The organism is Brevibacillus sp. NRS-1366, from assembly GCF_050467985.1.
The window spans coordinates 516656-529720 of record NZ_JBITPN010000022.1; the positions used below are offsets into that span (position 1 = coordinate 516656).

Annotated in this window: 17 protein-coding genes and 1 riboswitch; of the genes, 5 read left to right on the forward strand and 12 right to left on the reverse strand. The window is 47.7% G+C overall.

What is annotated here, in order from left to right; translation table 11 throughout:
* Nucleotide 1: 1 nt before the first annotated feature.
* From ACIFQN_RS19230 to ACIFQN_RS19265, 8 genes are all read right to left on the reverse strand, one after another.
* Nucleotides 2–790, reverse strand: a complete 789-nt coding sequence (locus ACIFQN_RS19230; RefSeq protein WP_429834628.1) for an ABC transporter permease — start codon at nucleotides 788–790, stop codon at nucleotides 2–4.
* Nucleotides 791–795: 5 nt separating this feature from the next.
* The gene (locus ACIFQN_RS19235) at nucleotides 796–1575 is read right to left on the reverse strand and encodes an ABC transporter permease (protein ID WP_429834629.1); all 780 of its coding nucleotides are present in this window, start codon (nucleotides 1573–1575) and stop codon (nucleotides 796–798) included.
* A 174-nt stretch (nucleotides 1576–1749) separates the two neighbouring features.
* Nucleotides 1750–1887 carry a hypothetical protein gene (locus tag ACIFQN_RS19240; protein ID WP_429834630.1) on the reverse strand — a complete coding sequence of 46 codons (138 nt, stop codon included), beginning with the start codon at nucleotides 1885–1887 and terminating at the stop codon, nucleotides 1750–1752.
* Nucleotides 1872–2141 (reverse strand): hypothetical protein, encoded by a 270-nt coding sequence (locus ACIFQN_RS19245; protein ID WP_429834631.1) that lies wholly within the window; start codon nucleotides 2139–2141, stop codon nucleotides 1872–1874. Before ACIFQN_RS19245 ends, ACIFQN_RS19240 begins: the two co-directional genes overlap by 16 nt.
* A gap of 99 nt (nucleotides 2142–2240) precedes the next feature.
* On the reverse strand, nucleotides 2241–2411 hold the full coding sequence (gene rpmF, locus ACIFQN_RS19250) for a 50S ribosomal protein L32 (RefSeq protein ID WP_005834357.1): 171 nt from the start codon (nucleotides 2409–2411) through the stop codon (nucleotides 2241–2243).
* A gap of 138 nt (nucleotides 2412–2549) precedes the next feature.
* Entirely contained in the window at nucleotides 2550–3068 is a 519-nt protein-coding gene (locus ACIFQN_RS19255; RefSeq protein ID WP_429834632.1) for a YceD family protein, read from the reverse strand.
* Nucleotides 3069–3153: 85 nt separating this feature from the next.
* Nucleotides 3154–4221, reverse strand: coding sequence for a SepM family pheromone-processing serine protease (locus ACIFQN_RS19260; protein ID WP_429834633.1), 1068 nt, complete (start codon nucleotides 4219–4221; stop codon nucleotides 3154–3156).
* Nucleotides 4214–5011 (reverse strand): patatin-like phospholipase family protein, encoded by a 798-nt coding sequence (locus ACIFQN_RS19265; protein WP_429834634.1) that lies wholly within the window; start codon nucleotides 5009–5011, stop codon nucleotides 4214–4216. The genes ACIFQN_RS19260 and ACIFQN_RS19265 overlap by 8 nt, the downstream gene beginning before the upstream one ends.
* Before the next feature lie 138 nt (nucleotides 5012–5149).
* Between ACIFQN_RS19265 and ylbJ the strand changes: the two genes are divergently transcribed.
* The gene (gene ylbJ / locus ACIFQN_RS19270) at nucleotides 5150–6379 is read left to right on the forward strand and encodes a sporulation integral membrane protein YlbJ (RefSeq protein WP_429834635.1); all 1230 of its coding nucleotides are present in this window, start codon (nucleotides 5150–5152) and stop codon (nucleotides 6377–6379) included.
* Nucleotides 6380–6384: 5 nt separating this feature from the next.
* On the opposite strand, the gene coaD is transcribed toward ylbJ, so the two are convergent.
* Together coaD and rsmD are read right to left on the reverse strand one after the other, a co-directional pair.
* Nucleotides 6385–6864 (reverse strand): pantetheine-phosphate adenylyltransferase, encoded by a 480-nt coding sequence (gene coaD / locus ACIFQN_RS19275; protein ID WP_429834636.1) that lies wholly within the window; start codon nucleotides 6862–6864, stop codon nucleotides 6385–6387.
* A 40-nt stretch (nucleotides 6865–6904) separates the two neighbouring features.
* The gene (rsmD, locus tag ACIFQN_RS19280; protein ID WP_429834637.1) at nucleotides 6905–7471 is read right to left on the reverse strand and encodes a 16S rRNA (guanine(966)-N(2))-methyltransferase RsmD; all 567 of its coding nucleotides are present in this window, start codon (nucleotides 7469–7471) and stop codon (nucleotides 6905–6907) included.
* 388 nt (nucleotides 7472–7859) lie between these two features.
* On the opposite strand from rsmD, the gene ACIFQN_RS19285 reads away from it, so the two are divergent.
* On the forward strand, nucleotides 7860–8003 hold the full coding sequence (locus ACIFQN_RS19285) for a hypothetical protein (RefSeq protein WP_429834638.1): 144 nt from the start codon (nucleotides 7860–7862) through the stop codon (nucleotides 8001–8003).
* Between the two features lie 134 nt (nucleotides 8004–8137).
* Entirely contained in the window at nucleotides 8138–9091 is a 954-nt protein-coding gene (locus ACIFQN_RS19290; protein ID WP_429834639.1) for a Ku protein, read from the forward strand.
* A 59-nt stretch (nucleotides 9092–9150) separates the two neighbouring features.
* On the opposite strand, the gene ACIFQN_RS19295 is transcribed toward ACIFQN_RS19290, so the two are convergent.
* Nucleotides 9151–10032, reverse strand: a complete 882-nt coding sequence (locus tag ACIFQN_RS19295) for a cation diffusion facilitator family transporter (protein WP_429834640.1) — start codon at nucleotides 10030–10032, stop codon at nucleotides 9151–9153.
* A gap of 247 nt (nucleotides 10033–10279) precedes the next feature.
* Nucleotides 10280–10392: riboswitch (TPP riboswitch) on the forward strand.
* A gap of 159 nt (nucleotides 10393–10551) precedes the next feature.
* Here ACIFQN_RS19295 and thiC point away from each other — a divergent pair.
* Both thiC and ACIFQN_RS19305 read left to right on the forward strand, forming a co-directional pair.
* Nucleotides 10552–12300 carry a phosphomethylpyrimidine synthase ThiC gene (thiC, locus tag ACIFQN_RS19300; protein ID WP_429834641.1) on the forward strand — a complete coding sequence of 583 codons (1749 nt, stop codon included), beginning with the start codon at nucleotides 10552–10554 and terminating at the stop codon, nucleotides 12298–12300.
* A gap of 18 nt (nucleotides 12301–12318) precedes the next feature.
* A complete protein-coding gene (locus ACIFQN_RS19305; RefSeq protein WP_429834642.1) occupies nucleotides 12319–12489 on the forward strand; it encodes a hypothetical protein in 171 nt (56 codons plus the stop codon).
* Nucleotides 12490–12570: 81 nt separating this feature from the next.
* On the opposite strand, the gene ACIFQN_RS19310 is transcribed toward ACIFQN_RS19305, so the two are convergent.
* Entirely contained in the window at nucleotides 12571–12909 is a 339-nt protein-coding gene (locus ACIFQN_RS19310; RefSeq protein WP_429834643.1) for a DUF1904 family protein, read from the reverse strand.
* Nucleotides 12910–13065 lie beyond the last annotated feature (156 nt).

The window sequence follows — 13065 nt, forward strand, 5'->3', positions numbered from 1 at the left end:
CCTAACTGCCCGTACTGTGATAATGCCGAATCCCTACATTCCATAAGCGAAGTGACAAAAACAAGGCGCCTCCTGCTGCCACCGGGGTCAAGAGTGGGTAATACCAATTCCCTGCTTTGTCTAGCAATGTAAGCATCGGTACGTAATTCATGAAGGCAATCGGCAATACCGTATAAAACAGCCATTTTAACCAACTGGGATACAGACCAATTGGATAATTGGCCGCATTGGCTGGCGCGTAAATAGTGAAGGTCTGCAGATCTTTTATCTGATGTGTCCAAAACGCCAACGCTGCCGTGCATAGAGCAATCGAGAAATAGATGATGCTCCCAGATGCAATCGCTACCGGTGCAAACAGAAGCAGTAGCCCGATCGCTTTACCTTGTCCATACAATCCGATTAATGAAAGGACCAAAACAGACATACCCTGCACGATCCCGCCAAGTCGGGACATATCCAAATTCCTTGTCAACAGCAGTAACAGTGGGGAAACAGGACGGATAAGAAGTTGATCCAGCTCGCCTTGAACGATGTATTTCTCAAAGTCATTGATCTCCGGTGCGAATAGTCGATAGGTTGAAACAGAGACGGAAGAGATCCCGTACAGCAGCCCTACCTCGTATATATTCCAGCCGATGACATCATTGAAGCGATAGAGAATGGCAGACAGGATCAAAAAATCAAGAACCATGATCATCCCCGTTGTAGCAGCACTCGTGACAAAATTCATTTTATACTGCATTTGTGCGCGAATACTCGCAGCCACAAGCTTTCGATAAAGAACAATCACACCACTTATCCTCCTTGAATCTCGAGCTTTCTTCTCGCCTGTCTTGTCATAAAGAGAGCGGCACAAGTGAGCAGGAATGCCCAGCTAGCTTGTATGAGAATCCCTGCAGCTCCTGCCAGCTCCAAATAAGTCATTACCGGATAGTAAATCATGCTGGAAAAAGGCAAATAAAGCGCAATCCTACCCACCACACCCGGTAGTAAATCCAGAGGTATCATTTGTCCTCCTAAACCAAATACCAGCGATAGTAAAATGTAGTGAACCCAACGAATTTCAGTCGTCCAAAAAGAAGAGAGTCCTACGAGGTAAAAAAGCAGCAGTCCAACATATGTCCCGAGTAGAATCGATAGAGCAAACCAAAGGAAAGTGAGCGGGCTAGAAGGAAAATAATAGCCCACGGCTAACCCGAGTAAGAAGCCGATGGGCACGCTTCGATAAAAGGCATTGTAGGCGATTCTTCCAAATTCCTGACTCAAAACATACCACAGATAATGAACCGGCTTAATTAAATCAAGACTTACCGCACCGCTCCTGACACCCATTTGGACATTGAGTCCGGGCGACAGAAAGGTTGTCATCCATAATACACTTTGACAAATGGCAATGTAGTACCCCATCGTCTTGATGTCATATGGGCCGTGAACCTGCTTATCTTGTAAAACTCCTGCCCAAATGGCAATAAAAACAAGCCCAAAGATTGAACTTGCCAGGTTGTTGATCAGATGTGACAAACGATACTGAAGATTACGACAATAACTCTTGCGGATAATCCGCCAATAAACCATAAAATCCTCCTTTTGGAAAAAGTCAGGAATCATAGAATACCAGCTACTGCGTACCGTTGCAACCCCCAAAAAAAAGAGAAAGCCCCTCTTTATTGAAGGACTTCTCTGATAAATTCACCTGCTGTCACGCTGCCAACAACAATCACGCCAGCCAGATGAAATCTATCCGCTTTTCTACAAGATTGTAGCATCGGGAGTCGCCACAATGACTTCGACTTCATTTTTACGTAAGGCATCAGCCATTTCCAGATCAGGCTCCTGATCGGTTACGATGATATCTACCTGATTGAGACCCGCTACGCGAAACAGCATACTTTTACCGAATTTGGAGTGATCGGTAATATAATGACCTGGTCAGCTCGTTTGATCATTTCCTTGATCAGGTGCCCATGCTCCTCACGTGGAGAAACCAGGCCGTCTGCAGTGAGTCCACAAGCGCCCACCAACACTTTGTCTACATGATAGTCAGCCAAGTTTTCAAGGGTACGGGTGCCATATACCAATTGATCCTCCCGATGTACATCGCCACCCAAGAGCTTTACGAGTATTCCGTCTTTGCGAGCCATGCCCAGCGCTGTTGCCAGTGAGTTGATAATAATTACGTGGTCCTACGAATGTACAAAAAAAGTAAGGTGATTGCTCACCTTACTTTTTAGCAGCGGATCTTACTTCGCTACTTTCACGCCTTTGTAGTGACCGCAGCTTGGGCAAACACGATGCGCAAGCTTGTATTCGCTGCAATTATCGCATTTGATCATGCCTGGAATCTCTAATTTGAAGTGCGTACGACGCATTCTTTTACGGGTTTTGGAAGTTCTCCGTTGAGGTACTGCCATCTTCCTTACACCTCCTTCAACTGACAAATGCTAAGATGCTCTATTGGGTGGACAGTATAGGCGAAAAGCTTATGCCATCCTTCAAAAATGAGACGCTGCCATTGAGAAAAGACGCCTCATCTTGAAAACATTAGGGAATTACTTGCTGTCTTTGAAAAAATCGGCCAACCCTGCCAAGCGCGGATCAATCCGTTCATTCTTACAGCTGCAGGCGGCCTCATTACGGTTTGCACCACATGTTGGGCACAGCCCTTTGCAATCTTCCTCGCAAAGCGGGAAAGTCGGCATCGCCAGAAGAAAATCCTCCTGCAAAAGCGCGTCCAACTTGATTTCATCGCCTTCAAGAGGAAGGATGTCACTATCTTCATCCTCACCCAGCACCGGATCATCTTCCGGGGCGAACGTTTCCGAAAAAGAAACGGCCGCATGATGTGTATAAGGATTCAGGCACCTTGCACAAATGAAATTGACATCGGCTTTCATTTTGCCTTTTACGTAATAGAGATTGCCTAGTTGTACTGCCTCGCCCTCTGCTTCAACGGGCGTCATCCCGCGAATCTCATGATGGCGGCTTTTTAGCTCCGCTGCATCTAACGTGGCTTTAAACGGCAACGGCTCTCCCTTTCTACGTTCCAGATCTGCTAACTTAATGTTCATCGTCATTTCACCTCATGCACAACAAAGATGATTATAGACCCTGCCCAAAGCTTTGTCAACCATTTTTCCTTGACAGCTAATTCGCTCAGGATGATTTTGGTTTTTGATCATTCAAGTACGCTACCGCGTCCCCTACCGTCTTGATCGGGACGACTTTCATCGTGGTTCCGATACGTTTAGCCGTCGCGAGAGCCTCCTCGTAGTTCGAGCTCTGGTCAGGTGTGTCCTGAGGGGCAAAGAAGATCTCTGCACCTGCTTTATCTGCCGCGATCACCTTATGATTAATACCACCAATCCTGCCGACCGTTCCGTCCAGCGAAATAGTGCCTGTGCCGGCAATTTTGTAGCCTTTGGTTAAATCCGTACTGGTATTGAGCTGATCGTAAATCTCCAGTGTCATCATCAGTCCTGCCGAAGGACCACCAATTCCTTGTGAAGCGATGTTTACTGTTTTCGGAATCAAGATGCTCTGCTTGTTATCAGGGCGCACACCGATGCCAACGGACTTGGACTCAGGTAGTGGTACCAAGGTTAACATCGTTTTTGCTTCTTGTCCATCTCTTGTGTATGTAATCTCAACTTTGTCTCCTGCACTCTTTTTCGAAAGCACTTGGAGCAGATCCGTTGCTTCAGCCGTGCGAATTCCATCGACGGCCGTGATGACATCACCGATCTTTAGGACTTGTTTTGCGGGCAATCCTTCGATGGTTCCCATTACCCAAACGCCCTGCTTTTCGATCTTGACATCATAACCTGCCAAACGAAAAGCTACCGCTTCGGCAATTTTTTGCGAATTATCCATGACAGCCTGTTCGCGCCGGACAAAATCCTCACTATTTTCGCCTTTGCTGACTACTAGTTCTTTTGGCATCAATTCCGCATCGGCTGCAAACTTGGCATATACGTACCATGCTAAATTCGCTTCGCCCATCCGGACGGTTGTAAGCATGAAAGAGCCTGTCTCATCCTTTTTTCCGCCTTCTACATCAATCATCGGCCCTAGCTCTATAGCTGAACCAGGTCGTGTTACATAATAATTAGTGGGCACAAAAAAAGAGAGTCCCAGCAAGACCGAAACCAGAGCAAGTGTCCAGCTAAAGCCACTTCTACCCTTTGGTCTTCGATTATTAGCGTAAAGCTGATCCTCACTCATGAGCTGCCTCCCAATTCGCAATCAATTCTTGGATGTGTTCTACGTGTGCGACTGTTGCCCGTTCTCCCAACTCCATGATTTCTTCCACACCGGAATAGGCGATACTGCTATAGTGTCCAACATCAGGCCTAATTACGAGATCCGCCGCTATGATCCTATGGCGAAGAATTTCTCGTTCCATGACATCAATCGTCTGTGCGATGACATCGAAAATCGAGTTTACCTTCATCGGTGTATCGACCTGCGCAACATCCACCGCGATAACGATGTCTGCCCCCATATCACGAATAACCGTAACGGGTACCCTGTCAATCACTCCACCATCCACAAGCAAGCGGTCACCCACTCTCTCCGGCACAAAAATACCGGGAATGGATATGCTTGCCCTGACAGCTTGATCAATGGGTCCATCACGAAAGACAACCCGCTCCCCCGATTCGATATCAGTAGCTACAATTGCGAGGGGTTTGTTTAATTCCTCAATACGCTTGCCATGGGTTAAAAGCCGAATCAATTGTTTGATTTTTTCTCCCGATACAAACCCAAGTGTTGGCACGGTAAGGTCGAGCCAATGTTTGCGCTTTAAATTGAGCGCGAGCTTCCCCATCATATGAGGCTCAATTCCATTGGCGTAAACGGCCGCGATCAAGCTCCCCATGCTGCTGCCTGCTAGCATGTCAATTTCGATCCCTTTCGCCTCTAATGCTTTTAGTACGCCAATATGCGCAAACCCTCGAGCCCCTCCTGACCCCAGTGCCACCCCCACTTTTGGTTTACGTTTCGTTGCCATGGTAACATCCCCCCTGTAACAAACGTATGTGGACAGCTGCAGATCCTTTCACATTTCAAGATACAAGCTCACGCATAGTTTTCTTGTCTTCCACGTAGACATGTACTATCTATCTTGCAGTTGGTTCAGGAGGAGTCCATGTCACGCCATTCTCCGATTTTTACGCTGTTGTTTGCGTTTTCGGCCATTGCCCTCGTATTGTCGTTAGTTGCTTTTTCCCAAATTTCATTTGAAGCAGCAGTCAGAGGCTTGAAAATTTGGTGGGAGGTCGTGTTTCCCTCTACCCTACCGTTTATCGTCCTCTCAGAGATTTTGATGGGTCTTGGAGTCGTTCACTTCGTCGGTGTCTTGCTTGAACCCTTCATGCGACCTTTGTTCAACGTCCCTGGCACAGGCGGCTTCGTGCTTGCGATGGGCTTTTCTTCCGGCTATCCAGTGGCTGCCAAGCTGACGACTCGCCTCAGAGAACAAGGCAATGTGACCCAGGCCGAAGGAGAAAGACTCGTTTCCTTCACGACCACAGGTGATCCCTTGTTCGTCATCGGTGCTGTGGCGATCGGTTTCTTTCACAGTGAGCAAATGGGAGTCGTTCTCGCTACGACCCACTACCTCTCCGCCATTCTCATGGGGCTTTTGTATCGCTTTCATGCACCTTTTGCTACAGTCTCAAAGCCGCTAGAAAAGACAAATCTGCCCCTTCCATTACGTGCGCTACAAGCCATGCATCGTGCCCGCATACGGGACGGCCGCGCTTTTGGAAAATTGATGGGAGATGCTGTTCAATCTGCTTTGAACACGCTCTTTATGATCGGTGGTTTTATCATTGTCTTTTCGGTATTGATCCAGTTGTTCGCTGCGATCCACCTGACCCAGTTCATTAGCTCGATCTTGGCTATTTTCCTTGGTCCTTTGGGCTTTCCACCTGCTTTTTCCCAAGCGATCATATCAGGGCTGTTCGAAGTAACACTCGGTGCGCAGGCAGCCAGTATAGTCCCCGACGGTTTCTCTATGGTCTGGAAAGCAGCCATTGCAAGTGCTGTACTCTCGTGGGGTGGATTGAGTGTCCATGCCCAGGTAGCCAGTATATTAAGCGAGACAGACATACGAGTCGTCCCTTATTTGATTGCACGCTCAGTGCACGCTGTTCTGGCAGGAATCCTAACATTTATTGTTTGGGAGCCGCTTACCAGTACAGGCAGTTGGTTCACAGAAAAAAGCGTCCCTGTCTTTATTCCTGTCACATCAGGCATCCCTGAAACGAGCTGGTGGGAAACCTTTGCTTATTCAGGTACGGTCGCCATCGGGATAGCAACCATCCTCGTCCTCGCCAGCTTCTTGACTCGTCAATTTCAAAACCGTCGCTCCTGATTTTGCTACTCAGCCATTTTTTTATGCAGAGCCTGCTCGACAACAGGGGGTACCAGATCCGTGACGCTCGCCTTGTATTTGGCTACTTCTTTTACGATGCTGGAGCTTAAATACGAATACTGGTTATTCGTCATCATGAAAAAAGTTTCGATCTTTTCATCGAGCTTCTTGTTTATAGAAGCTACCTGCATTTCATACTCAAAGTCAGAGACAGCACGTAACCCCCGAATAATCACTTGTGCGCCTCGTTTGTTCATGTAGTCGATCAATAGTCCGTCAAATGAGTCCACTTCTACATTTTCCATGTCAGCCGTTGTTTGGCGCAAAAGCTCCACGCGCTCCTCCACGCTGAACAAGGAATTTTTTTTGGAATTGATCAGAACCGCGACAATTACTTTATCAAATACTTTTGCACCTCGAGAAATGATATCGAGATGCCCATAAGTAACAGGGTCAAAGCTTCCCGAACAAACAGCGATAGCCATTGTGAATCCTCCTCTTACCTTCAAGCTTTTGGCTGACTCACTACGTTTTTAGATCAGCCTCGAAATAGTACAATGTGACGGCTGTATCCCCGTAGGTTGATTCACGATCTTTCACGCAGTTTCCAATCTCTTCGGGAAATCGGTCGAAAGCATCATGCTCAGCCACGATCCAGGCCCCATCAGCTAGCATGCCCAGCTCTTGCAGCAACGTGATTTCCTCCACAATTTTCTGATTGGCATAGGGAGGATCCAAAAATACGAGATCAAATGGTTGGGTGCGTTTGGCTAACGTACGAATCGCTCTGTCCGCATCCATTCGGTATAGCTCGGCATAAGCGTCAAGCCTGCATGCGGCCACATTTTGTTTGACAACAGCGAATGCCTTGTTGTCTTTCTCGACAAATACCGCGCGATCCGCACCTCTGCTCAGCGCTTCAATGCCAAGACCACCTGTTCCCGCATACAAGTCCAACGCCCAGCCCCCATCAAAATACGGGCCAATCATGTTGAAAATGGATTCTTTTACTTTATCGGTCGTTGGGCGAGTACCTTTTCCAGGGACTGCCGTCAACCTTCTTCCTCTGTGTTCTCCAGCGATGACTCGCATACTTTCTCACCTGTCAACTAAGAATGATTTCATACTATCACAACTGCAAACAGCCGTAAAATTGTCCGTTGGAAATTTTTCACCGCGAGTAGGTATACCTGTCGAAAAAATTGGAAAGGATGATGGATAGCGACGTAACGGTGTCGCTGACAACCGCGGAGAAGACTTACGTTTCCCCATAAGCTCTTCCTCCGGTTTCTCCTCTCCCATAATTGAAAGGCTGTTCACTTTTCGCGCACGGCGTGTCTGATAGGAGCATTCCGTGCCATCTCTCCCACCACGGGAGGAGTTGAACCGCTGCCCCTTCGTCTTTTTGGCGACGGGGTATTTTTTTGCGCTGATAAGAAGCATACTACTTATACATTGCGTAAAAGGGGGAAGCATATCCATGGCAGAAAAGCAGCCATCCGAGCAAAAGCTGAAGGCAGCCAAGGCCCAATCCATCGCCGATCGCACAGGTGTTGGGGAAGAGTGCGCGAGAGAAATGCAATCCGAGGCAGATCAATCAGATATTGTGAAACACGGACAATAAGACAAGACAGCCAGCCGATGATTGCCTATTGGCTGGTTTTTTCATGCCGTCCTTGCCATCACCTTCATTTCCCTCGCTGCCTCCTCCTTTAGAACGCAGATACTAAACGAAAAGCGAAAGACAGGAGGGATCTCATGCATACCGTATGGAAAGGCTCAATCAGTTTTGGCCTTGTCAATATACCCGTACGAATGTTTACTGCGACGGAAGAGCGGGACATTCGGTTCCGCCAACTGCATAAAGAATGCCATACCCCCATTAAATACACAAAAATGTGTCCTCACTGCCAGCGTGAAGTGGACGCAAGCGAGATCGTTCGCGGGTATGAATACGAAAAAGGCCACTTTGTTATGATTGATGACTCTGATTTGGAAGCCATTACACCGGAAACCCGAAGAGCCATCGAAATTCTCGATTTCGTCGATTTAAAGGAGATTGACCCGATTTATTTTGACAAAAGCTACTTCCTCTCGCCGCAGGATACAGGGGAAAAAGCGTATGCACTACTACGAGCGGCTATGGAACAGAGTGGAAAAATAGCTGTTGCCCAGGTGACGATGCGCAATCGTCAGAGCTTGGCCGTAATCCGCCTGTATGAGCATTGCATCATGCTGGAAACGATTTACTACCCAGACGAGGTGCGACCCGTAAACCAGGTGCCAGCCCTCCCCGAGGCGACAGTCGCTCTCGCTGAAAATGAGCTAAAAATGGCAACTGAGCTGATTGGAAACATGACCATTACCTTTGAGCCTGCCAAGTATACGGATGAATACCGCTCCGAGCTGCAAGCGATGATTGAGAAAAAACTAGAAGGTCAGGAGATTACAACCGCTCCAACCGTAGCTCGCACGAATGTGATTGACTTGATGCAAGCCCTAAAAGAAAGTCTGGAATCGACGGCGGGACAGGCAGCAGGTCCAATCAAAGTGGAAACGGAGCCCACTCCTGCACCTGCCAAAAACAAGCCAGGCAAAAAACGGGCAGCGCCTGCACGAAAAGACGCAACACCCCAAACGGCGACTGCGACCGCAGGAGGCTCCACTTCGACAACGAAAACGCTGCGCCGAAAAAAAGCAACTCCATCCTAATTCTAATGACACCAAGCGATAAAACAAAAAACCTGTCCAACTACGGGCAGGTTTTGGCTTTATCTCTCTATTAGTTTCTGATCTGGTTCAATGTGGATATGAACCGCATTTATTTTGTGAACCTTTCTCATTCGATCCTCAATCTTTTCGGTAATGGTGTGGCTTTCTACCACATTCAGGTCTGGGTCGACATGAATGACGACATCGACGAGCACACTGCTGCCGTGATAGCGGGCTTTGATATCACTAATTTCTTTGACTCCGGCAATCCCCATGATCGTTGATCGTAAATCATCCAATTGTGTCTGATCAAAACCGTCCGTCAAACGATGCGTCGCCTCCCGGAAAATATCCCATGCCGTCTTTAGGATTATCAAGCCGACTACAAAAGCTGCAAGCGGGTCGAGCCAATGCAATTGAAATTGTGCTCCTGCTACCCCTACAAACGTTCCGATACTAACCAGCGCATCAGAGCGGTTATCAGCAGCCGCAGCCATAAGAGCCTGGCTATTTATTTTTTTCGCGAGTGCCCGATTGTAACGATAAACACCTAGCATCACAACAGAAGTAGCAAGCGCTGTCCAGCCAGCGAGCATACCTGGCGCTGTATGATTTGTATCAAACAGTGAAGGTACCGCATCTGTGACAACCTGTATGCCGACAAAAAGCATGATAAAGGACGCAATGAGAGAGAAAATCGTCTCTGCACGAAAATGTCCGTAGGGATGGTCCTGATCAGGCGGTTTTCGAGCGATGCGCAGCCCGATTAAGACAGCGACCGAAGCTACGACATCCGTCAAGTTGTTTAATCCATCTGCCATTAATGCCTCAGAGCTTGCTAGTAATGCCACTCCTATCTTTAAAGCAGAGCAGAAGATATAGGCAATGATACTCACCCATGCTCCTCTTTCCCCTTGTTTTAAATTTGAATAAACATCCACACTGCATCACCTCAAAAAAATCTCTATACCAAGCGATAGGAGCGAAAAAAATGACCGCAGCTTCCAGTTTCTTTTTTTCCGAACTTCATCGTAACAGACGCGATTCGTGTGGGTCTACAGAAACACTTTTTGTCCGAGTCACGAGAATAGATGGGGGGAAAATGTGTTGCGCGTCGGCAAAAATGAATTTTAAAAATTGCTTGTAATTGGAATGGCAAATGGCTATCCTATAGTTGCAAGACATCATTATAAAAAGCACGGGAGCTTGGGAGTTACCAGGCTGAGAGGATGGCTATTGTGCCATCGACCGTTGAACCTGAACTGGGTAATGCCAGCGGAGGAATTGTCATATACGACACGATAAGATACGTGTATTCTTTTTGAATACCCGTTTTCTTCTCTACTCTCGCGTCTGGCGTCGCATATCCCTATGCGGCGTTTTTTCGTGGCGTGATAGATTCTTTCGCCTCCCGAGCAAGGTTCTCGCTTTCGTGCGACCATGACAAGGAGGTTTTTCTTATGTTCTCGATCCCATCTTTTCCAGGCAGCCGCAAAGTGTACGAAGCAGGCAGTCGCCCTGACATCCGTGTACCTATGCGGGAAATTACACTTCATCCGACGGACGGCCCATCCGGTCCCACTCCCAATCCTCCACTGCGTGTTTATGACACCAGCGGCGAGTACACCTCCCCTCACTACTCCCCCGACATTGAAGCCGGGCTCCCTTTCCTGCGCCAGGATTGGATTGCTGAGCGTCATGACACCGAAGCCTACACTGGAAGAAAACCACATCCTAGCGATGATGGACTTAAAACCGAAGCCAAACGAACCGTCCCCTCATTTCCGCGTGAAGGATACCAGCCCATTCGAGCAAAATCAGGAAAAGTCGTGACTCAGCTTCACTACGCAAGGAAAAACATCATCACCCCGGAAATGGAATACGTCGCCATCCGCGAAGGGGTCTCACCCGATTTTGTCAGGGAAGAAATAGCCTGCGGTCGTGCGATTATCCCGGTCAATATTAATCATCCTGAAAGTGAACCGATGATTATCGGACGCAGCTTTCATGTCAAAATCAACGCAAATATTGGTACTTCGGCTGTCACATCCTCGATGGAGGAAGAAGTCGAAAAAATGATGTGGTCTGTACGCTGGGGAGCCGATACCATCATGGATCTCTCTACTGGCAAGCACATTCACACTACCCGAGAATGGATTATTCGCAACAGCCCAGTGCCTGTGGGGACTGTACCGATTTATCAAGCGCTGGAGAAAGTGAATGGTAAAGCCGAGGAGCTGACCTGGGAAGTCTACCGCGACACCTTAATCGAGCAGGCAGAGCAAGGTGTGGACTATTTTACGATTCACGCCGGTGTGCTGCTGCGTTACATCCCGATGACCGCAGCGCGTGTTACCGGAATTGTGTCTCGCGGCGGTTCCATTCTAGCCGCCTGGTGCCTAGCGCATCATGAGGAAAACTTCCTGTACACGCACTTTGAAGAAATCTGCGAAATTTTGAAGGCTTACGATATTTGCGTTTCCTTGGGCGATGGTCTGCGCCCCGGCTCCATCGCTGATGCCAACGATGAAGCGCAATTTGCTGAGCTGGAAACGCTCGGTGAGTTGACGAAGATTGCATGGAAGCACGATGTCCAGGTCATGATCGAAGGGCCAGGACACGTTCCGATGCACCTCATTCGCGAAAACATGGATAAACAGTTGACGATTTGCCATGAAGCTCCCTTCTATACATTGGGGCCGCTGACGACAGATATCGCTCCTGGTTATGACCATATCACCTCCGCTATTGGAGCCGCCATGATTGGCTGGTTCGGAACGGCCATGCTCTGCTATGTCACACCCAAGGAGCATCTGGGGCTGCCAAACAAAGAAGACGTACGCAATGGCCTGATTGCCTACAAGATAGCTGCCCATGCCGCCGATCTGGCAAAAGGACACCCTCGTGCAAAAGAACGAGATGACGCTCTTTCCAAAGCAAGATTCGAATTTCGCTGGACGGATCAATTTAATCTGTCCCTCGACCCAGAGCGGGCACGTGAATACCATGACGAAACACTACCGGCGGAGGTCGCCAAATCCGCACACTTCTGCTCGATGTGTGGTCCCAAATTTTGCAGTATGAAAATCACACAAGACATCCGAAATTATGCCCGTGAACAGCAACTGACAACGGATTCTTCCATTGAGGCAGGATTAAAGGAAAAAGCACAGGAATTTCGTGAAAAAGGCAGTCAACTCTATACGTAGCGGGACTGGAGGCAGGAAATGAAGGAAACAATCCGGTTGCGGGAAGAAATCATGCGTCTTCAGGCTGAGTTAGATAAGCATCAAAAAGCGTTGACCGAATTGCAGCAAAAATGTGAGCATGAGTTCCACGAGACCAGCTTAGTGCGTACATGCAGCAAATGCTCTTGGACAGAAAGCCTTTATTATTAACTGTAGCCGATCCTCTCAACAGAAAAGGTCGAAATCCTCCTTGCGAGGACTCGACCTTTTTTGTTGAGAGCGAAGCACCTATCAGCGAACCATTTCAACCTGGTTCCTTTGCAAGGGAAGCCCTTCTTTGTAATAAAGTGTAGGCGAAAGCAAAATAAAAAAGATATGAACTTGCTCAAAACCATGCTGTTTAAGGGTTTCATGGAGCATGCTGGCAAGATCATCATGCTTCCTTTGCTCTCTTTCAAACATGAGAATTTCAACTGAGTACGGGCTATTCGTGATTTGCTCTACGTGGAGCAGCTCAATTTTCACCTTTTCAGGTGCTACATTTGCTATATCGGCGAACTGTTCGATGATACTTGGGGACATGACTGTCAGTTTATTTTTATCAAACCCTTTAAAACGAAGAAAAGGCAAGGTAATCCCAACTTTCCTGTTACAGATAATCAATGCTGAAAATAGTTACCTTAGTAATTATAATCACAACGATATTTACAGATCAATTGAAATAAAAGTAACGTTTAGTGAACAAAGCCATGCTTATGCTCCCATTAACTAAAAAAAGAGGGCCAT